The following is a 19,019-nucleotide window of genomic DNA, read 5'->3' as shown; positions in this document are numbered from 1 at the left end:
AGCTCCCATGCAGGACCCGAAGGCCGATGCGCCTGTCGAACGAGTCGAACGTGCCGAACCCGTGGCCAACGTCGAAGTGAAGGCGGTGATCCTGCTGGTGCTGATGTCGGCGCTGATCGTGCTGTTCGTGCTGTACGTGATGTATGCGCGCGGGGTGTTCGAGCCGACCCAGCGCCTGGTGCTGGTGTCCGACGATTCGCAAGGCGTCACCGTGGGCATGGACATGACCTTCTCGGGCTTCCCGATCGGCCGCGTGGGCCAGGTGGAGCTCGGCCCGGACGGCAAGGCGCGCATCCTGATCGACGTGCCGAAGAAGGATGCCAAGTGGCTGCGCAGCTCCAGCATCTTTACGCTCGAACGCGGCGTGGTGGGGAGCACCCAGATCAAGGCCTTCAGCGGGGTGCTGACCGATCCGCCGCTGCCGCCCAACTCGGAGCGCACGGTCCTGGTGGGTGACACCAACGCCGAGATCCCGCGCCTGGTCGCCAGCGCCCGCGCGCTGCTGGACAACCTGGAGGCGATGACCCGCACCGATTCGAGCATCAACACGGCCCTGTCGAACATCGCCACCACCACCGGGCGCCTGAACGGCAAGTACGGCCTGCTGGGCAGTGCGCTGGGCAGCGACGACGAGGCCCGCAAGTTCATGCTCACGCTCGACCGCGTGAACGCGCTGCTGGCCAAGACCGACCAGCGCATTTACGGTCCAAAAGGCGTGATGAACGACGTGCAGGCCAGCGTGCAGGAGCTGACCCGCGTGCTGCAGGATGCGCGTGGCAGCCTGCAGAAGATCGATGCGGTGCTGGTGGAAGCCCAGGGCGCGGCAGCCAACGTCAAGGCCGGAACCAAGGACCTGGGCGTCTTGCGCAGCGAGGTCGATGCCAGCCTGCGCAAGGTGAACCAGCTGGTGGACGAGATCAACCGCAAGTGGCCGTTCGCCCGCCACAACGAGGTGAAGCTGCCATGAAAAATACATTCGCCTGCGTGATCGTGGCCGCCGCGCTGGCCGCCTGCGGCAGCAAGCCGGTGCCGCCGCAATGGCAGGCCAACGCCTACAGCTCCGTCACCAGCTTTACCACCGCCTACCTGCGTGGCGAGTCCAGCGTGGCCGACACGGAATTTGCAAGGGCCCGGTCCGAGATGGCGAGCACCGGCCGCCCCGACCTCGTTGCCAAGGTGGAGCTGGTGCGCTGCGCGGCCCAGGTGGCGGCGCTGGACATCGGCGGGTGCCCGGGCTACCGCGCCCTGGAACAGGATGCGAGCGCGGAGGAGCGCGCGTACGCGGCTTATATCGCTGGCCGCTTCAGTGACGTGAACGTGGCGGCACTGCCCGAACAGCACCGGCCGGTGGTCGCCACCGGCTCCATCGCGGGCGTGGCCGATCCTCTCGGGCGGCTGGTCGCGGCAGGCGCGCTGCTGCAAGCGGGGCGCATAACGCCCACCGACATCAAGCTGGCGGTGGACACGGCGTCCGAACAGGGCTGGCGCCGCCCGCTGCTGGCGTGGCTGGGCGTGCAGCTGAAACGGGCCCAAGCCGCTGGCGACACCACGGCGGCGGCGCTGATCCAGCGGCGTATTGACCTGGCCGGTGCCAGCCCGTGATACCAACCGTGTGCGACTATCCGCGAGGATTGGGTTTAATAGGGAAAAGTTGATGATTGGAACCCATCCCGTGAACACACAAAATACCTTGAGCACGGAGTTCATCTCCACCGGCATCCCTGGTCTCGACAACATCCTCGGCGGCGGTTTGACCAAGGAGCGCCTGTATTTGCTGGAAGGGGATCCCGGCTCCGGCAAGACGACGATCGCGCTGCAATTCCTGCTGGAGGGCGCCCGGCAGGGTGAAAAGGTCCTGTACATCACGCTGGCCGAGAACGAGGTCGAGCTCCGCGCGGTGGCGGCGGCCCACGGCATGGACATGGACGGCGTCACTGTGTTCGAGGTCATTCCCGAAGAAAGCTTGCTGGACCCGGATGAGCAGTACACGGTGCTGCATCCGTCCGAGGTGGAGTTCAGCGAGACCAACAAAATGATCCTGGGGATGATCGAGAAGATCAATCCCCAGCGCGTGGTGCTCGATTCGCTGTCCGAGCTGCAGCTGCTGTCCGGCAGCGCGCTGCGCTACCGTCGCCACGTGCTGGCGCTGAAGCAGTATTTCGCGCGGCGCGCCTGTACGGCGCTGCTCCTGGACGACAAGACGGCCCTGCGCGGCGACCAGCAGGTGCGCAGCGTGGCCCATGGGGTGATCACGCTGCAGCACACCGATTCGGAGTACGGCGCCGAACGGCGCGTGGTGCGGGTGCTGAAATACCGGGGCGTGGGGTTCCGGCGCGGCCCGCACGACTACTCGATCATCACTGGCGGAGTGATTGTGTATCCGCGCATCGTGGCCGCCGAAACCCGAACCCTCGCCCAGCGCGGGCAGGTCAGGAGCGGCCTCCCGCAGTTCGACGTTTTGCTCGGCGGCGGCATCGAGGCGGGATCGAGCACCTTGATCTCGGGACCGCCCGGCAGCGGCAAGTCGAGCCTTGCGATGCAGTTCGTGAAAGCGGTCACGGAGCGGGGGCAGAGGGCCTCCATGTTTCTGTTCGAGGAATCATTCAATACGCTGCTCAATCGGGCGCGGGGCATCGGCATGGACCTGCAAACGCCCTTCGATGCCAAGCTGCTGACGGTGCACCAGATCGACCCGGCCGAGATGTCTCCGGGCGAATTCACGCATGCCGTGTGCGGAGCCGCCGACCGCGGGGCCGAGGTCATCGTGATCGATAGCCTGAACGGCTACCTGAATGCGATGCCGGAGGCCAGCTTCCTGGCCACGCACCTGCACGAGGTGCTGACCTACCTGGGGCAGCGCGGCGTGGCCACCTTCCTGGTCGGGGTGCAGCAGGGCATGCTGGGCAACATGTCGACGGGGATGGACGTGAGCTATATGGCCGATAACGTGCTCCTGCTGCGCTACTTCGAGGCGCGGGGCGATGTGGAAAAGGCCATCTCGGTGTTCAAGAAGCGCGGCAGCGCGCACGAGACCACGCTGCGCAGCTTCCGCATCAGCGCAGGAGGGCTGCAGGTGGGCGAGGTGCTGCAGGGGTTCCAGGGCATCCTGTCCGGAGTGCCGGAGCTGCTGGATCAGCGCGACCGGCGCAACGGCGACCTTTCCGCCTGATGGAACACCGCATCCTGATCCACACGCCCACCGGCAAGGATGGCCGGCTGATCGCCACCGTGCTGGCCCGGAACGGGATGCAGGGCGTGGAGTGCACGACCCCGAGCCAGCTGCTCGATGAGATGGGACGGGGCGTGGGGGCGCTGATCCTGGCCGAGGAGGTGCTGGCGCGCGAGTTCACCCAGCGTCTCAGCCAGTACGTGGAGCAGCAGGACACCTGGTCCGACCTGCCGGTGATCGTGCTGACCCGGCGCGATCCGAACGCCGAGCACCTGCGCAGCTATCCGCAGCTGGGCAATGTGACGCTGCTGGAGCGGCCGGTCAACAGCGTGACCCTGAGCAGCGCCGCGCAGGCCGCGCTGCGGGCGCGGCGCCGCCAGTATGACATGCGCGATATCGACCGCCGCAAGGATGAATTCCTGGCCATGCTGGCGCACGAGCTGCGCAACCCGCTGGCGCCGATCAGCGCCGCCGCGGACATCCTGCGCCTGGCCGCGGCCGATCCGGCCCGGGTGCGCCAGACCAGCGAGATCGTCTCACGCCAGGTCAAGCACATGACGGCGCTGATCGACGACCTGCTCGATGTGTCGCGGGTCTCGCGCGGGCTGGTGGAGCTGGCGATGGCGGACGTCGACGCACGCGGCTTGCTGACCCACGCAGTGGAGCAGGTGCGCCCGCTGATCGAACGGCGGCGCCACCGGCTGACCGTCACCAGCTGGCCGGAGCCGGCGCTGGTGCGGGCCGATGCCAAGCGCCTCATCCAGATCGTGGCGAACCTGCTGAATAACGCCGCTAAGTACACGCCGGAGGGCGGTTCCATTACCCTGGCGCTAAGCGCCGACGACAGCCAGGTGGCGCTGACCGTGGAGGACAACGGGATCGGCATTCCGGCGCGCCTGATGCCGCACGTGTTCGAGCTGTTCTCCCAGGCGGAGCGCAGCCCTGACCGCTCGCAGGGAGGGCTGGGCATCGGCCTGGCGCTGGTGCGCAGCCTGGTCAAGCTGCATGGCGGCAGTGCCGAGGTGGAAAGTGCGGGGGAGGGGCAGGGCAGCCGGTTCACCGTGCGGCTGCCGCGGCTCGTATCACGCGCCCACAGCGAGCAGGCCGCGGCCAGCGCGCTCACGCTGCCGCCGGGCCAGCACCGCAAGCTGCTGGTGGTCGACGATAACGTGGACGCGGCGCAGACCCTGTCCATGTTCCTGGAGGCGGCCGGGCACGACGTGACGGTGGAGTATTCCGCCAGCGCGGCGCTACGCGTGGCGCACGAGCGCGATTTCGATGCCTGCCTGCTCGATATCGGTCTGCCGGACCTGGAGGGCACGGAGCTGGTCAAGCGCCTGCGGGTACTGCCGCGGCTTGCAGATGCGACCTTCATCGCCGTCACGGGCTATGGGCAGGAGCAGGACCGGAAACGCACCCGTGAAGCGGGTTTCCAGCATCATTTCGTGAAGCCGGTGGACCTGGCGCGGCTGATGCAGGTACTGGCGGCGGGGACGACTCCCGCCACCTAGGCGTAGCGCGCGGGCAGGGCGTTGTGGATGGCGGTGGCCGCGACGGCCGCCTGGCCGTTGGCGACGCTGATCTGGTTCAGGCCCCGCACCACATCTCCCACCGCGAACAGGCCCGGGACGCTGGTCTGCTGGTGGTGGTCCACGATCAGTTCATTGCAGTCCGCCACCTGGGCGCCCAGCGCCAGCGCCAAATCCGAGCGCGCGGTCTCGCCGAGCATGGGGTACAGCACATCGAAGCCCCAGTTCTCGCCGTCCTCGGTGTGCAGGGTGATGCTCTTGTCCTGGTTGAAGGTGGCGCCCACCAGCGGGGAATCGATGTGGCGGATCTGCGCGGCCTTCAGGCGTTCGCGTTCGGCATCCGTGAGCGGGGTCTCGCGCTCGCGGTCGAACAGGGTGACGTGTTCGGCGAAGGAGCGGATGAACAGCGCGTGGCCGACCGCGTTTTTCTGGCCGGAGACCACGGCCACGTTGCGGCCCATGACGTCGTAGCCGTCGCACACGGGGCACAGGCGCACGGCGCCGCAGCCGACCGCGTCGCGCCAGCCTTCCATCGGCATGCCGCCATCGGCGATGCCGGTGGCCAGCAGGATGGTGCGGGCGCGGATGAGGCCCGCGCTGGACTCGGCCACAAAGCCCTCGCTGGACTTGTCCAACGACGTGACTTCGCCCTCCGTGACCTCGCCTTCGTAGCGGGCCAATTGCTCGCGCAGGCGCGCGAGCAGGTCTTCGCCGTGCACGCCTTCGGGAAAGCCGGGGTAGTTATGGCTGGTCGGGATCAGCGCGAGGCGGCTGTGGCCTTTGTCGACCAGGGCCACCTTGCGCCGGAAGCGGCACAGGTAGATCGCGGCGGTCAGCCCCCCGGGGCCGCCGCCGACGATCAGGCAATCGTACAGGTCATCGCTGAGTGGCATGCGGGGATTATCGTGCCGCGTCCGCCGCGCGCGAATCGGTGCGCCTGCTGTGCTGGAGTCGGAGCAGGCCTACAGCAGCTGCCGGCGCAGCTCAGTGGCGCGCTTCCGGCTGCAGGGTGATGTGGTCGATGCCGTGGCGGGTGCGCAGCACATCCTTCACCTCCTGCAGGATGGCCGGCCATTCGTCCAGGTCGCGGATCTCCAGGTGGCCGATCAGGGCGGGCTGGCCGGGCGACATGTCCCACACGTGCAGGTCATGGACGGAGACCACGCCGGGCACCTGGCCAAGGTCCTGGCCGACCTGCAGGTAGTCGATGTGGTGCGGTACGCCCTCCATCAGGAAGTGATAGGAGTCGCGCAGCACGCCGAAGGTCGAGCGCAGGATCAGCAGCGCCACCAGCACCGACAGGATCGGGTCGATGCGATACCAGCCGGTGTACGAGATCACCAGGCCCGCGGCCAGCGCGGCCACGGAGCCGAGCAGGTCGCCCATGACGTGCACTAGCGCGGCGCGCGTGTTCACGCTGCCCTGGTCGCGCGACAGCAACCAGGCCACGCCGATGTTGATGAGCAGCCCGATGAAGGCGACCACGGTCACGGTACCGCCTTCCACCTGTTCCGGGTGCGAAAAGCGGCGCGCGGCCTCGAAGCTGATCCAGCCGACCACCGCCAGCATGGCGAGGCCGTTGACGAAGGCGGCCAGCGCCTCGGCGCGCACGAAGCCGAACGAATGGCGCGCGGAGGGCGGACGGCGCGCGATCAGCTGCGCGAGCAGGGCCAGGCCGAGCGAGGCGGCATCGGTCACCATGTGGCCCGCATCGGAAATCAGCGCGAGCGAATTGGAGACGAAGCCGAACACCACCTCCACGCCCGCGAAGAACAGCGTCAGGCCGAGTGCCCACGCGAGCAGGCCGGGACGGCGGCCCTCAATATAGTGGCCGTGCTGTGCGTCCCCTTCATGGTGGGCGTGCAGGTGGGCGGAGGCGTCGGTGGAAGGCGCGGACTGGGGCATGGACAGGGCGGAATGTCAGGAAGGCGCCAGTGTAAGCGATCTCGCCGTGGAGAAAAAATTCAAAAAGGCCCTAGCGCAAATGAAATTTAGCGTCTATAATTTTGCTTCTTCGTTAGGCGCGTAGCTCAGCTGGTTAGAGCACTACCTTGACATGGTAGGGGTCGTTGGTTCGAGTCCAATCGTGCCTACCAATTCCTCGGAATTGGATGCGAAGAGAAAAAACACCGCCCACTGCCGGCGGTTTTTTTTCGTCCAAATTCTGGTATGATCGGGATTCCTGTGAATCTTCAGTAAGAGCGAGAAAGGCACGACGGTTATGACACCGCGAACTACCACCACGATGGAGTTGAATCGACACTAGTCGGGTGGATCTGTTCGTCTTTCGAACTTGAAGAAAACGCGGCTGGTGGCCGCGTTTTTTTTTTACCCGAATTCTTTTTGATGTGAGTTACGCGCCGGCCCGCCGCCGGCAGCATGGAGCAGATAATGATTTCAGTCCGACTTCCCGATGGTTCGCAGCGCCAGTTCGAGGCGCCGCTGACGGTGGCCCAGGTGGCCCAAAGCATCGCCCCCAGCCTGGCGAAGGCCGCGCTGGCCGGCAAGGTCGATGGCAAGGTGGTCGACACCTCGCACCTGATCGACAAGGATGTCGCCCTGGCCATCGTCACCGACAAGGACCCCGAGGGCCTGGACGTGATCCGCCACTCGACCGCCCACCTGCTGGCCTATGCGGTCAAGGAACTGTTCCCGGAAGCGCAAGTGACCATCGGCCCGGTGATCGAGAACGGCTTCTACTACGACTTCTCGTACAAGCGCCCGTTCACGCCGGACGACCTGGCGGCGATCGAAAAGAAGATGGCCGAGCTGGCCAAGAAGGATGAGCCGGTCACCCGCACCGTGCTGCCGCGCGACGAGGCCGTGGCCTACTTCAAGTCGATCAAGGAAGACTACAAGGCCGAGATCATCAGCTCGATCCCGGCCAATGAGGACGTCTCGCTGTACGCCGAAGGCAATTTCACCGACCTGTGCCGCGGGCCGCACGTGCCCTCGACCGGCAAGCTGAAGGTGTTCAAGCTGATGAAGGTAGCCGGCGCCTACTGGCGTGGCGACTCCAGCAACGAGATGCTGCAGCGGATCTACGGCACCGCCTGGACCAGGAAGGAAGACCAGGAGCAATACCTGCACATGCTGGAGGAGGCTGAGAAGCGCGATCACCGCAAGCTGGGCAAGCAGCTGGACCTGTTCCATTTCCAGGAAGAGGCGCCGGGCCTGATCTTCTGGCATCCGAAGGGCTGGACCATCTGGCAGCAGGTGGAGCAGTACATGCGCCGCGTGTACCAGGAGTCCGGCTACAACGAAGTGAAGGCGCCGCAGATCCTGGACCGTTCGCTGTGGGAAAAGACCGGCCACTGGGCCAACTACCGCGACAACATGTTCACCACGGAATCGGAAAACCGCGCCTATGCGCTCAAGCCGATGAACTGCCCGGGCCACATCCAGATCTACAACAGCGGCCTGCGCTCGTACCGCGACCTGCCGCTGCGCTTCGGCGAGTTCGGCCAGTGCCACCGCAACGAGCCGTCAGGCGCGCTGCACGGCCTGATGCGCGTGCGCGGCTTCACCCAGGATGACGGCCACATCTTCTGTACGGAAGACCAGATCGCCTCCGAAGTGGTGGCCTTCCATGCGCAGGCGATGAAGGTGTACGAGGACTTCCAGTTCCAGAACATCGACGTCAAGATCGCGCTGCGTCCGGACAACCGGATCGGCACGGACGAGACCTGGGACCGCGCGGAAGAAGCGCTGCGTTCGGCGCTGCGCTCCTGCGGCGTGAGCTGGACCGAGCTGCCGGGCGAGGGCGCGTTCTACGGGCCGAAGATCGAGTATCACCTGAAGGACAGCCTGGGCCGTCCGTGGCAGGTGGGCACCATGCAGGTCGACTTCTTCATGCCCCAGCGTTTGGAAGCCGAGTACGTGGCGGATGACAACACCCGCAAGATTCCGGTGATGCTGCACCGCGCGGTGGTGGGGTCGCTGGAGCGCTTCATCGGCATCCTGATCGAGAACTTCGCGGGCGCCATGCCGCTGTGGCTGGCACCGGTGCAGATCGCGATCCTGAACATCTCGGACGCGCAGGCGGACTACGTCAAAACCGTGGCGGACCAGCTACGGCGGGCCGGTTTCCGCGTCCACGCTGATTTGCGGAACGAGAAGATTACTTATAAAATACGTGAACATTCCGTCCAAAAATTGCCATACATCCTGGTGGTGGGTGACAAGGAGCGGGATGCCAACACCGTGGCGGTTCGTGCCCGCGGCAACGTCGACCTGGGTACCATGAGCGTCGACGCACTGTTGGAGCGCCTCAAGCAGGAGCTCGAATCCAAGGCGTGATAGACTGTATCGCGTGCCGGGCCCGGTGTCTTTTGACCAGACGGCCCGATTCTTCAGACTTTAAAAGGAAAAACCATAGCTACTGATAAGTCGTCGCATCGCATCAATGGCGAAATCACCGTCCCCGAAATGCGTTTGAACGGGGTCGACAATGAGCCGCTGGGCATCGTGAGCCTGGCCGAAGCGTTCCGTCTCGCGGAAGAGGCGAACGTGGACTTGGTGGAAATCGCTCCGACCGCGAATCCACCCGTATGCCGTCTGATGGACTACGGCAAGTTCAAGTACGCGGAACAGAAGAAGGCCCACGAAGCCAAGGCGAAGCAGAAGGTCATCTCGGTGAAGGAAGTCAAATTCCGTCCCGGTACTGATGACGGTGACTACAATATCAAGCTGCGCAATCTGGTGCGGTTCCTGGAAGAAGGCGACAAGACCAAGATCACGCTGCGCTTCCGCGGGCGCGAGATGGCGCACCAGGATATCGGCATGCGCATGCTCGAGCGCCTGCGCACCGACCTCGACGCGCACGGCCAGGTCGAGCAGTTCCCCAAGATGGAAGGCCGCCAGATGGTCATGATCCTGGCGCCCAAGAAGAAGAAATAAGCCGTCCTCCGGCTCAGCAAAAAAGGCAGACTCCGGTCTGCCTTTTGTTTTTTGAACCTCGTCGGCTGCGAACGGTCCAATCTCATTTAAAGGAGGTGGTCATGCGGCATTCGATCCTGCGCTTGCAAAGGACGTTTTGGCGTTTGCGTGCCGAGTGGCGGGCGCTCGCAGCACTGCTCGGGGAGGTCAATAGCGCGATGGAGCAAAGCATTGAGCTTGCTGACGAGGCGATCGCACATTGCCGGAAAGTCGGCGCCCGCGCCGACGAGATGCTTGCTTGGGGCCGCCATGGGCGTACTTAATGGAGCTTTTGGCGTGATCCGGGACTTCTTGCGGACGAGCGACCGGCTTGACTCGCTGTCATCGACCAGCGCCGCTCATGGCAGTCGCATACTCGACCTGACCGAACGGGGCACCCGGCTGGAAGTGCAAGTGGACCTTCTGATCCGCCTGCTGATGCGGCGGCTGGAGTGAAGGCCATTGTCACCGGTTGGCAATTCTGTGGTACACTCTCCGGCTCCCGTTCTTCTGGACGGGAACGCCGTGGGAGCAGGCACCGAAAAGCGTGGCACAGGGCCACCACCTGCAACCCGGTCACATTTGGAGCATTCACATGCCAAAAATGAAAACCAAAAGCAGCGCGAAGAAGCGTTTTCGCGTCCGCCCGGGTGGTACCGTCAAATCGGGTATGGCTTTCAAGCGCCACATCCTGACCAAGAAAACCACCAAAAACAAGCGCCAACTGCGCGGCACCCGTAACATCAATGCGTCGGACGTCACCAGCGTCTACCGCATGATGCCGTCTGCTTAATCTCACTATCAAGGAGCTACTATGCCTCGAGTTAAACGTGGGGTTACTGCACGTGCCCGTCATAAGAAAGTCCTCGACCTCGCCAAAGGTTACCGCGGCCGCCGCTCGCGCGTGTATCGCGTTGCGAAGCAAGCCGTCATGCGTGCTGGCCAGTACGCATACCGCGACCGCCGTAACAAGAAGCGCGTGTTCCGCGCCCTGTGGATCACCCGTATCAACGCGGCCACGCGTTCGCACGGCGTGACCTACAGCGCCTTCATGAACGGCCTGAAAAAGGCTGGCATCGAGCTGGACCGTAAAGTCCTGGCCGACATGGCGGTGATGGACAAGCCGGCTTTTGCAGCCATCGTGAACACGGTGAAAGCGAAGCTCGCAGCTTAAGCGCGACCATAGTTATCCGCTGCCTTCAACAGCAGCGGCGTGACGAAGCGGGGCATCGGTTCACACCTGTGCCCCGTTTTCATTTACGGTTTCTGATTCACCCCGATACTTCATACCCGAAGACCTATTCGATGACCTCCCTCGACGAACTTGTCGTCTCCGCGCAGGCTGATTTCGCCGCCGCCGCAGACGCCGCCGCACTGGAAAACGCGAAAGCCAAATACCTCGGCAAGACCGGCCAGATCACGGAACAGATGAAGGGCCTGGGCAAGCTCGAACCCGAGCAGCGCAAAGCCCAGGGCGCCCTGATCAACGCCGCCAAGGAGCGCATCGAATCGGCCCTCACCGCGCGCCGCGACGCGCTGGCCAACGCGCAGATGGAAGCGCGCCTGAACGCCGAAGCGATCGACGTGACCCTGCCGGGCCGCGGCCGCGCCAAGGGCGGCATCCATCCGGTGATGCGCACCTGGGAGCGCGTGGAAGAGATCTTCCGCTCGATCGGCTTCGATGTCGCCGACGGCCCCGAGATCGAGACCGACTGGTTCAACTTCACGGCGCTGAACAGCCCCGAGAACCATCCGGCCCGGTCGATGCAGGACACCTTCTACGTCGAGGGCAACGACAGCACCGGCAAGCCGCTGCTGCTGCGCACCCATACCAGCCCGATGCAGGTGCGCTACGCGCGCACCCACCAGCCGCCGATCAAGGTGATCGCGCCGGGCCGCACCTACCGCGTCGACAGCGACGCCACCCACTCGCCGATGTTCCACCAGGTTGAGGGCCTGTGGATCGCCGAGAATATCTCGTTCGCGGACCTGAAGGGCGTGTACCTGAACTTCGTGAAGGCGTTCTTCGAGACGGATGACCTGCAGGTGCGCTTCCGCCCCTCCTACTTCCCGTTCACCGAACCGTCGGCGGAGATCGACATCGCCTTCGGCAGCGGGCCGCTGAAGGGCCGCTGGCTGGAAGTGTCGGGCTCGGGCCAGGTGCACCCGTCGGTGGTGCGCAACTTCGGCCTCGATCCGGAAAAATACATCGGCTTCGCGTTCGGCTCCGGCCTGGAGCGCCTGACCATGCTGCGCTACGGGGTCAACGACCTGCGCCTGTTCTACGAAGGCGACCTGCGCTTCCTGAAGCAGTTCAACTAATCGATCATCGACCCCATTCGCCAAGGCTGACAAGAACATGCAATTCTCCGAACAATGGCTCCGTACCATGGCCAACCCCCAGCTGTCCTCGGACGAGCTGGCGCACCTGCTCACCATGAGCGGGCTGGAAGTCGAGGAAGTCGATGCGGTCGCGCCGCCGTTTAACAACGTGGTCGTCGCGCAGATCGTGGAAGTGGCCAAGCACCCGGATGCGGACCGCCTGAACGTGGTGCAGGTGGACGTGGGCACCGGCACGCTGCTGAACATCGTCTGCGGCGCGCCGAACGTGCGCGTGGGGATGAAGGCGCCGTGCGCGATGGCCGGCGCGGTGCTGCCGCCTGGCGCGGACGGCAAGCCGTTCGTCATCAAGGTTGGCAAGCTGCGCGGCGTGGAGTCGCAGGGCATGATGTGCTCCGCGCGTGAGCTCAAGCTGAACGAAGACCATGGCGGCCTGCTGGACCTGCCCGCCGATGCACCGGTCGGCACCAACATCCGCGATTACCTGGCGCTGGACGACCGCAAGTTCACCATCAAGCTCACCCCGAACAAGGCGGATTGCCTGTCGGTGCTGGGCGTGGCGCGCGAGGTGTCCGCCCTGACCGGCGTGGCGCTGAACGTGCCGACGAACGCGATCGTCCCGGTGACCATCGACGACAAGCTGCCGGTAAAAATCTCGGCGCCGGACCTGTGCGGCCGCTTTGCGGGCCGCATCATCCGCGGCGTGAACGGCCGTGCACAGACGCCGGACTGGATGAAGCAGCGCCTCGAACGCAGCGGTCAGCGCCCGGTGTCCGCGCTGGTGGACATCTCCAACTACGTGATGCTGGAGATGGGCCGTCCCTCGCACGTGTTCGACCTGGCCAAGATCCACGGCGGCATCGACGTGCGCTGGGGGCGCAAGGGCGAGCAGCTCAAGCTCCTGAACGGGAATACCATCGAGGTCGATGAATGGGTCGGCGTGATCGCCGACGACAGGGAGATCGAATCGCTGGCGGGCATCATGGGTGGCGACGCCACTGCCGTCAGCGACGACACCACCGACATCTACCTGGAAGCCGCGTTCTGGTGGCCGAACGCCATCCAGGGCCGCGCGCGCCGCTACAACTTTTCGACCGATGCGGCGCACCGCTTCGAGCGGGGCGTTGACTACGCGACCGTGGTCGAACACATCGAGCGCATCACCGCGCTGATCGTCGAGATCTGCGGGACCGCGGAGACCAAGGTGGGACCGGTGGACGACCAGATTGTCAACCTGCCCAAGCGCGCGCCGGTGACCCTGCGTACCGCGCGCGCCGAGAAGGTCATCGGCGTGACGCTGACCGACGCCACCATCGCCGATATCTTCACCCGCCTGAAGCTCCCATTCACGCAGGAGCCGGGCCTGTTCCAGGTGACCGCGCCGAGCTACCGCTTCGACATCGAGATCGAGGAAGACCTGATCGAGGAAGTGGCGCGCGTGTACGGCTTCGAGAACATCCCGACCCGGCCGCCGGTGGCCGAGAACCGCATGCTGATCGCGCCGGAAGACACCCGTTCGCTGTTCGCGGTGCGCCACCAGCTGGCCGACCTGGGCTACCAGGAAGTGGTCAACATGAGCTTCGTGGAAGCGCAGTGGGAAGCCGATTTCGCGGCCAACACCCATCCGATCAAACTGCAGAACCCGATCGCCTCCCAGCTGTCCGTGATGCGCTCGACCCTGATCGGCAGCCTGGTCGCCAACGTGCGCTACAACCTGAACCGCAAGGCAGGCCGGGTGCGCGTGTTCGAAACCGCCGCCGTCTACCTGCGCGCACCGGACACCCAGGACGGACCGCTGGCCGTGGCCGGCTACGCCCAGCCGAAGAAAGTGGCCGCCATCGCCTACGGCCCGGCCGTGGACGAGCAGTGGGGCCTGCCCACGAAAAACGTCGACTTCTTCGACGTGAAAGCCGACCTGGAAGCCCTGTTCGCCCCGCGCACCCTGCGCTTCGCCAAGGCCGAGCATCCGGCCCTGCACCCGGGCCGCAGCGCCCGCGTGGAGCTGGACGGCCAGCCCATCGGCTGGATCGGCGAACTGCACCCGCGCTGGATGCAGCAGTACGACCTGCCGCTGGCCCCGGTGGTGTTCGAAGTGGACGCCGTTGCGCTTCAGCAACGGCCGCTGCCGGTGTACGAAGAGATTTCCAAGTTCCCGGCCGTCACCCGCGACCTGGCCCTGGTGGTCCAACAAAACGTCCCCGCACAGGCACTGCTCGACCGTTTTGTTGAAGCGAAGAAAACAAATCCTGACTGCAACATCGTGCAAGCCATTGTTTTGTTTGATGAATATCGCGGCAAAGGACTCGAGGCGGATGAAAAATCCCTTGCTTTCCGCTTTGCCTTGCAAGATACTCAAAACACTTTGCAGGACGACGCCGTGGAAGCCGTGATGGCCAAGATGGTCGCCGCCGCAGCGGCCGCCGGCGCGAAGCCGCGTGCGTAAAACGGCCGGTTTGTAACTCACTTCAAGGCAGGGCTGTAAAATTAATAACAACGACCTCGATTCCGCCGTCTTGGCCAACCTGCAGCAGGCAATGCAGGCGTCCAAATCGCGGCAGGCGGCGGAAAAAGACTTGCCGACCTTGACCAAGGCCGAGCTGGCCGAACTGCTGTTCGAGCAGGTCGGCCTGAACAAGCGCGAAGCCAAGGACATGGTGGAGACGTTTTTCGACGAAATCCGCAATGCCCTGGAGCGCGGCGAATCGGTCAAGCTCTCCGGGTTCGGCAACTTCCAGCTGCGCGACAAGCCGCAGCGGCCCGGCCGCAATCCCAAGACCGGCGAGGAGATTCCGATCACGGCGCGCCGCGTGGTGACCTTCCACGCCAGCCAGAAACTCAAGAGCATGGTCGAGGAATCGAACCCGCTCGCCCGCGCCGCCTGATTCCCGCCTCCTGACCCATGAACGACCGCGCCATGAAGGCCGAGCTTGTCACGTTGCCGTCGATCCCGGCCAAGCGCTATTTCACGATCGGCGAAGTGAGCGAGCTGTGCGGCGTGAAGCCGCACGTGCTGCGCTACTGGGAACAGGAATTCACCCAGCTCAAGCCGGTCAAGCGGCGCGGCAACCGGCGCTATTATCAGCACCACGAAGTGCTGCTGATCCGCCGCATCCGCGAACTGCTGTACGAGCAGGGCTTCACCATCAGCGGCGCCCGCAACAAGCTGGACGGCCGCATCGGCGAGAGCGCGCCGCACCTGCCGGACGTGCCCATCGTGCTGGATGCGGCCCCCGCCGAGTCCGCTCCCGTTCCGTCCTCTGCGGTCGACTGCACCTTGATCCGGCGCGAGCTCGCCGCCATATTGGACCTGCTCAAGAACGGCTGAGTGCGGGCTCCGGCCCGGCGCCGTTCCAGGCCGTTGAAACGGATGAGCAAGCGTGTGTTGTACAGGCCACGCGGGGTGCTAAAATAGACAAGATGCAGCAGGACCGATCCAACGCACGCAGTCCCCATGCGAACAACAAGTGCTCGGCGAGGGACGCTTTCCTATCCAGGAAAATTTAAGGGAAGACAATGATACGCGTTGCCATTTGTGACGATCATCAGATAGTACGAGCTGGCTTTAAACAGATTTTCTCTTCGTCCGACGAATTCACCGTGGTGGCCGAAGGCGCCACCGGCCGCGAGGCCCTGGACATTGCACGCCGCGAAATCTGCGACGTGCTGCTGCTGGACATAGCGATGCCCGACCAGAGCGGCATCGACATCCTCCGAACCATCCGCCAGGGGCAGCCGAACCTGCCGGTGCTGATCCTGTCCGGCTATCCGGCGCAGCAGTACGCGCTGAACCTGTTCAAGATGGGCGCCAACGGCTACCTGAACAAGGAATGCGATGCGGACGAGCTGAAGACCGCCGTGCGCACCGTGTACCAGGGCCGCCGCTATGTCAGCTCGACGGTGGGCGAACTGCTGGCCCAGAGCTTCGACCGCGACCCCAACACGGCGCTGCACACCGAGCTGTCGGACCGCGAGTTCCAGGTGTTCCTGCGCCTCGCCAAGGGCGCGACCGTGTCGGACATCGGGCAGGCGCTGTCCCTCTCCATCAAGACCGTGTCGACCTACCGCACGCGCATCATGGAGAAGATGGGGCTGCAGTCCAATTCGGATCTGACCTACTACGCGATGAAGAATAATCTTCTCGATTAATCATCGATTGATCATCGATTGATCGGTATACCGTTGATTTTTCAAGAATAATCACATCCGTTAGTGGTCCGATAAGCAAAAGGGGCGTGACATTCGTGAGAATGTTATGCCTCTTTTCACAGGTGTCGCGTCGTACGCACGATTGCAGCCGAGCTTGGCTGCACGCAACATCGTCGCGTTCTATAATCCCTTTCCAGGCAGCGTATTTGCGGCAGACAAGGAACGGGGATGTACATCACAACGCACTCGACAGAACGGCCGCGGCTCCCTTTGTACGCGACGCTGCTATGCCTGATCTGTGTGCTGATCCTGGTGGCCAACGGCGTGAGCCTGTTCCACAACATGCAGTCGCTGCGCGAGGCCAACGCCCTGCAGACGCAGAGCGCGCGGGTGAACGACCGCCTGCAGTACCTGAACGTGGTGGTGACCGATGCCGAAAGCAGCGTGCGCGGCTATTTCCTGTCCGGCTCGGACGCCTATCTCGGTCCCTGGCGTGCGGCGCCGGGCGAAGTCAACGACGCCCTGCAGGAACTGAACAAGCTGCTGGCGGACAGTCCCTCCCAGCAGAAGAACCTGACCCAGCTGCGCAATCTCCTGCTCCGCAAGATGGGCCTGCTCGGCGATGCGGTCAACGTCTACAAGGATGGCGGGCTGAACGAGATCGTCAAGATTTCCGAGGCCACGGACGGCAAGTCCATCATGGACGAGGTGCGCCTGCTGGTCGTCATCATGGTCAAGGAGCAGAACGAGCGCCTGAACGCGCGCGCCGCGACCTTCTACAAGGAATACCAAGAAACCATTGCGATGGGGATCGGCATCAGCGCCGGCGCCATCGGCACCTTGCTGCTGTTCTACCAGCTGGTGCGGGCCAGCTACGCGACCCGGGTGGAAGCCGAGCGGGCGCTCCAGCATGCCAACGAGAACCTGGAACACATCGTCGAGGCCCGCACCGAGCAGCTGTCCGTGCTGTCGCGCCACCTGATCAGCGTGTCCGAAGTGGAAAAGGCGCGCCTGGCGCGCGAGCTGCACGACGAGATGGGCGCCAACCTGACCGCCATCAGCATGCACATCATGGCCGTCGCGGCCAAACTCAAGTACCCGCAGCCGGAACTGGCCAGCACCCTGGAGCGCGCCCGCGCCGTGCTCACCGACACCGTCGAGCTGAAGCGCCGCATTGTCGAAGACCTGCGCCCCAGCCTGCTGGACAACCTGGGCCTCGGTGCCGCGCTGGACGCCTATTGCAAGGATTTCGCCGCCACCACCGGGCTGGCGTGCGACGTGCTGATCACCGGCGACGTGGACGCCGCCGCGCCGGCCAACGCCATCGCGGCCTTCCGGATCGTGCAGGAATCGCTGAACAACACGGCCAAGTACGCGCAGGCGCGCAATGTCACGGTGTGCCTGGAGCGCGAAGACGAAACGCTGACGCTGGAAATTTCCGACGACGGGGTGGGAATCGATGCCGACGCCGCCAGCAAGCCGAAATCCCACGGCCTGATCGGCATGCGGGAAAGGGCTTTGCTGCTGGGAGGGAGTTTGAAGGTGCAACGCGGGGTCAACAACGTGGGCACCAGTGTGATCGCGGAGATTCCGCTGGGGGCGCCCGGCGGCTCGGCGGCGGGCGGGACGACGGTGCTGGGCCCGGCGGGTACCACATTGGCACCCACCGCGGCCGAACTGCTCAGCGAGCTACATCCGTCAGCAGGCGATCATATTCCGTCTTCGCCACCTTATAGCACTCGCCGGCATACTCTTCCAGACCTTGACGGTCAAGTACGGTGATGTTGCCGCGGCGGTAGGTGATCAGGCCATCGTCCTGCAGCTTGCCGGCGGCGGCGGTGATCGACTCGCGCCGCACGCCCAGCATGATGGAGATGAGCTCCTGGGTCACTTTCAGTTCGTTCGACGGCGAGCGGTCCAGGCGGTCCAGCAGCCAGCGGCACAGTTTCTGCTCGATCGAGCTGTGGCGGCCGCCGACGGCGTTCTGGGCCATCTGGGCGAACAGAGCGTTGGTGTAGCGCATCATCAGCTGGGGCAGGGCGCCGCCCTTGGCGAAGGCATCGCGCAGGAACTGGGTCTTGAGGCGGTAGCCGTAGCCTGCGCTCTGCACCACGGCCGAGCACATCGCGCGCTCGCCCATGAACAGCGACACGCCGACCACGCCTTCATGGCCGACCACGGCGATCTCGGTGGTGGCGCCGTCTTCCATCACATACACCAGCGAGACGATGGCGGTGGTGGGGAAGTAGACGTATTCCAGCTTGCTGCCGTACTCGAACAGCTCCTTGCCGAATGGCATGTTCACCAGCTCCAGATGCTCGAACAGGGCTTCGAGGTCGGGGCGAGGAAGGGCAGCCAGCAGTTCGTTCTGCTGGGTCCCGCTGTACGAGACAACGGGCTTGGACGCAACTTTGGGTTCCTGGGAGCTGACAGGCTGGACCGAATGGGATTTCTGGGCGGTACCACCAAGTTGGGTGCTATTCATGATTTCCTCACTATCTTTTTCGTGTACTTGCAGGGCGATTCCGAAAGGACTCTCGCGATGTGTGTACATTAAATCCATAGTGTTCCATCGAACATAAGATTAGCAGTCGCCCCCGTGTAGGCTGCTTGCATGATATTTTGTCAGCTCAGTCCTACTTGAAGAGGTGGCGGTAAACGTGCCCTCAGGACATGTTTCCTCCGCCCGCCTCGGGTAGAATCCGCCCATGCACATACTCCTGGTTGAAGACGACGCCGTGCTCGCCGACGGGCTCAGCCGTGTTCTGGCGGCCCAGGGCATGGCGGTCGAGGTGGTCGGCGACGGCCTGCTGGCCGATGCCGCGTTGCAGCGCCCCGAACCGGCGGTCGCGGTCGCCGTGCTCGACATCGGCCTGCCCGGCATCGACGGCTTCGAGGTGGTGCGCCGCCTGCGCGCC

General features: G+C 64.4%; 20 protein-coding genes and 1 tRNA gene. 18 read left to right on the top strand and 3 right to left on the bottom strand.

Going from position 1 to position 19,019, the window contains the following annotated elements:
* The first annotated feature begins 7 nt into the window (after positions 1-7).
* The 4 genes from E4L96_RS05885 to E4L96_RS05870 all read left to right on the top strand — a co-directional run bounded on the left by E4L96_RS05885 (position 8) and on the right by E4L96_RS05870 (position 4,680).
* Positions 8-967: an MlaD family protein gene (locus tag E4L96_RS05885; RefSeq protein WP_135206287.1), complete on the top strand. Its 960-nt coding sequence runs from the start codon at positions 8-10 to the stop codon at positions 965-967.
* Positions 964-1,602, top strand: a complete 639-nt coding sequence (locus E4L96_RS05880) for a hypothetical protein (protein ID WP_135206286.1) — start codon at positions 964-966, stop codon at positions 1,600-1,602. The genes E4L96_RS05885 and E4L96_RS05880 overlap by 4 nt, the downstream gene beginning before the upstream one ends.
* Positions 1,603-1,672: 70 nt before the next feature.
* A complete protein-coding gene (locus E4L96_RS05875; protein WP_229414243.1) occupies positions 1,673-3,169 on the top strand; it encodes an ATPase domain-containing protein in 1,497 nt (498 codons plus the stop codon).
* Positions 3,169-4,680 (top strand): hybrid sensor histidine kinase/response regulator, encoded by a 1,512-nt coding sequence (locus tag E4L96_RS05870; RefSeq protein ID WP_135206284.1) that lies wholly within the window; start codon positions 3,169-3,171, stop codon positions 4,678-4,680. Before E4L96_RS05875 ends, E4L96_RS05870 begins: the two co-directional genes overlap by 1 nt.
* Here the strand turns inward: E4L96_RS05870 and E4L96_RS05865 are convergent.
* Both E4L96_RS05865 and E4L96_RS05860 read right to left on the bottom strand, forming a co-directional pair.
* Positions 4,677-5,591, bottom strand: coding sequence for an NAD(P)/FAD-dependent oxidoreductase (locus E4L96_RS05865; protein WP_135206283.1), 915 nt, complete (start codon positions 5,589-5,591; stop codon positions 4,677-4,679). The genes E4L96_RS05870 and E4L96_RS05865 overlap by 4 nt on opposite strands.
* 91 nt (positions 5,592-5,682) lie before the next feature.
* Entirely contained in the window at positions 5,683-6,603 is a 921-nt protein-coding gene (locus E4L96_RS05860) for a cation diffusion facilitator family transporter (RefSeq protein ID WP_135206282.1), read from the bottom strand.
* 114 nt (positions 6,604-6,717) lie between these two features.
* Between E4L96_RS05860 and E4L96_RS05855 the strand changes: the two genes are divergently transcribed.
* The 13 genes from E4L96_RS05855 (at position 6,718) to E4L96_RS05795 (ending at position 17,883) form a co-directional block, all read left to right on the top strand.
* Positions 6,718-6,794, top strand: a tRNA-Val gene (locus tag E4L96_RS05855).
* Between the two features lie 295 nt (positions 6,795-7,089).
* Positions 7,090-8,997: a threonine--tRNA ligase gene (gene thrS / locus E4L96_RS05850; protein ID WP_135206281.1), complete on the top strand. Its 1,908-nt coding sequence runs from the start codon at positions 7,090-7,092 to the stop codon at positions 8,995-8,997.
* A gap of 48 nt (positions 8,998-9,045) precedes the next feature.
* Positions 9,046-9,597, top strand: coding sequence for a translation initiation factor IF-3 (infC, locus tag E4L96_RS05845; protein ID WP_370660726.1), 552 nt, complete (start codon positions 9,046-9,048; stop codon positions 9,595-9,597).
* A 101-nt stretch (positions 9,598-9,698) separates the two neighbouring features.
* Positions 9,699-9,899 carry a hypothetical protein gene (locus E4L96_RS05840; protein ID WP_135206279.1) on the top strand — a complete coding sequence of 67 codons (201 nt, stop codon included), beginning with the start codon at positions 9,699-9,701 and terminating at the stop codon, positions 9,897-9,899.
* On the top strand, positions 9,886-10,071 hold the full coding sequence (locus E4L96_RS05835; protein WP_135206278.1) for a hypothetical protein: 186 nt from the start codon (positions 9,886-9,888) through the stop codon (positions 10,069-10,071). The genes E4L96_RS05840 and E4L96_RS05835 overlap by 14 nt, the downstream gene beginning before the upstream one ends.
* A gap of 139 nt (positions 10,072-10,210) precedes the next feature.
* Positions 10,211-10,408: a 50S ribosomal protein L35 gene (rpmI, locus tag E4L96_RS05830; protein ID WP_026354218.1), complete on the top strand. Its 198-nt coding sequence runs from the start codon at positions 10,211-10,213 to the stop codon at positions 10,406-10,408.
* A gap of 21 nt (positions 10,409-10,429) precedes the next feature.
* Positions 10,430-10,789, top strand: coding sequence for a 50S ribosomal protein L20 (gene rplT / locus E4L96_RS05825; RefSeq protein ID WP_135206277.1), 360 nt, complete (start codon positions 10,430-10,432; stop codon positions 10,787-10,789).
* Between the two features lie 131 nt (positions 10,790-10,920).
* Complete coding sequence (gene pheS, locus E4L96_RS05820; RefSeq protein WP_135206276.1) at positions 10,921-11,937, top strand: phenylalanine--tRNA ligase subunit alpha; 1,017 nt, start codon at positions 10,921-10,923, stop codon at positions 11,935-11,937.
* Positions 11,938-11,974: 37 nt separating this feature from the next.
* A complete protein-coding gene (pheT, locus tag E4L96_RS05815) occupies positions 11,975-14,398 on the top strand; it encodes a phenylalanine--tRNA ligase subunit beta (protein ID WP_135206275.1) in 2,424 nt (807 codons plus the stop codon).
* A 91-nt stretch (positions 14,399-14,489) separates the two neighbouring features.
* Positions 14,490-14,837, top strand: coding sequence for an integration host factor subunit alpha (locus E4L96_RS05810; protein ID WP_135206274.1), 348 nt, complete (start codon positions 14,490-14,492; stop codon positions 14,835-14,837).
* A 17-nt stretch (positions 14,838-14,854) separates the two neighbouring features.
* Positions 14,855-15,280, top strand: coding sequence for a MerR family transcriptional regulator (locus E4L96_RS05805; RefSeq protein ID WP_135206273.1), 426 nt, complete (start codon positions 14,855-14,857; stop codon positions 15,278-15,280).
* A 188-nt stretch (positions 15,281-15,468) separates the two neighbouring features.
* Entirely contained in the window at positions 15,469-16,101 is a 633-nt protein-coding gene (locus E4L96_RS05800) for a response regulator (RefSeq protein ID WP_135206272.1), read from the top strand.
* A gap of 228 nt (positions 16,102-16,329) precedes the next feature.
* Positions 16,330-17,883, top strand: coding sequence for a CHASE3 domain-containing protein (locus tag E4L96_RS05795; protein ID WP_135206271.1), 1,554 nt, complete (start codon positions 16,330-16,332; stop codon positions 17,881-17,883).
* Here E4L96_RS05795 and E4L96_RS05790 read toward each other — a convergent pair.
* On the bottom strand, positions 17,783-18,586 hold the full coding sequence (locus tag E4L96_RS05790; protein ID WP_135206270.1) for a Crp/Fnr family transcriptional regulator: 804 nt from the start codon (positions 18,584-18,586) through the stop codon (positions 17,783-17,785). The genes E4L96_RS05795 and E4L96_RS05790 overlap by 101 nt on opposite strands.
* 223 nt (positions 18,587-18,809) lie before the next feature.
* Here E4L96_RS05790 and E4L96_RS05785 point away from each other — a divergent pair.
* On the top strand, positions 18,810-19,019 hold a 210-nt coding region (locus E4L96_RS05785), incomplete at its 3' end, for a response regulator transcription factor (protein WP_135206269.1).

This window comes from Zemynaea arenosa (assembly GCF_004614185.1).
In the GTDB taxonomy this organism is placed as follows: Bacteria; Pseudomonadota; Gammaproteobacteria; order Burkholderiales; family Burkholderiaceae_D; genus Telluria; species Telluria arenosa.
The sequence above is the reverse complement of the archived record's forward strand: the minus strand, read 5'-3'. Positions and strand labels throughout refer to the sequence as shown.

Excerpts from the sequence above, each read along its gene's own strand:
- E4L96_RS05860 (WP_135206282.1), bottom strand. The coding sequence starts at position 6,603 with ATGCCCCAGTCCGCGCCTTCCACCGACGCCTCCGCCCACCTGCACGCC.
- E4L96_RS05795 (WP_135206271.1), top strand. The coding sequence starts at position 16,330 with ATGTACATCACAACGCACTCGACAGAACGGCCGCGGCTCCCTTTGTAC.
- E4L96_RS05810 (WP_135206274.1), top strand. The coding sequence starts at position 14,490 with ATGCAGGCGTCCAAATCGCGGCAGGCGGCGGAAAAAGACTTGCCGACC.
- E4L96_RS05790 (WP_135206270.1), bottom strand. The coding sequence starts at position 18,586 with ATGAATAGCACCCAACTTGGTGGTACCGCCCAGAAATCCCATTCGGTC.
- E4L96_RS05865 (WP_135206283.1), bottom strand. The coding sequence starts at position 5,591 with ATGCCACTCAGCGATGACCTGTACGATTGCCTGATCGTCGGCGGCGGC.
- E4L96_RS05835 (WP_135206278.1), top strand. The coding sequence starts at position 9,886 with ATGGGCGTACTTAATGGAGCTTTTGGCGTGATCCGGGACTTCTTGCGG.
- E4L96_RS05870 (WP_135206284.1), top strand. The coding sequence starts at position 3,169 with ATGGAACACCGCATCCTGATCCACACGCCCACCGGCAAGGATGGCCGG.
- E4L96_RS05800 (WP_135206272.1), top strand. The coding sequence starts at position 15,469 with ATGATACGCGTTGCCATTTGTGACGATCATCAGATAGTACGAGCTGGC.
- pheT (WP_135206275.1), top strand. The coding sequence starts at position 11,975 with ATGCAATTCTCCGAACAATGGCTCCGTACCATGGCCAACCCCCAGCTG.
- E4L96_RS05880 (WP_135206286.1), top strand. The coding sequence starts at position 964 with ATGAAAAATACATTCGCCTGCGTGATCGTGGCCGCCGCGCTGGCCGCC.
- pheS (WP_135206276.1), top strand. The coding sequence starts at position 10,921 with ATGACCTCCCTCGACGAACTTGTCGTCTCCGCGCAGGCTGATTTCGCC.
- E4L96_RS05885 (WP_135206287.1), top strand. The coding sequence starts at position 8 with ATGCAGGACCCGAAGGCCGATGCGCCTGTCGAACGAGTCGAACGTGCC.
- rplT (WP_135206277.1), top strand. The coding sequence starts at position 10,430 with ATGCCTCGAGTTAAACGTGGGGTTACTGCACGTGCCCGTCATAAGAAA.
- E4L96_RS05805 (WP_135206273.1), top strand. The coding sequence starts at position 14,855 with ATGAACGACCGCGCCATGAAGGCCGAGCTTGTCACGTTGCCGTCGATC.
- E4L96_RS05840 (WP_135206279.1), top strand. The coding sequence starts at position 9,699 with ATGCGGCATTCGATCCTGCGCTTGCAAAGGACGTTTTGGCGTTTGCGT.
- thrS (WP_135206281.1), top strand. The coding sequence starts at position 7,090 with ATGATTTCAGTCCGACTTCCCGATGGTTCGCAGCGCCAGTTCGAGGCG.
- rpmI (WP_026354218.1), top strand. The coding sequence starts at position 10,211 with ATGCCAAAAATGAAAACCAAAAGCAGCGCGAAGAAGCGTTTTCGCGTC.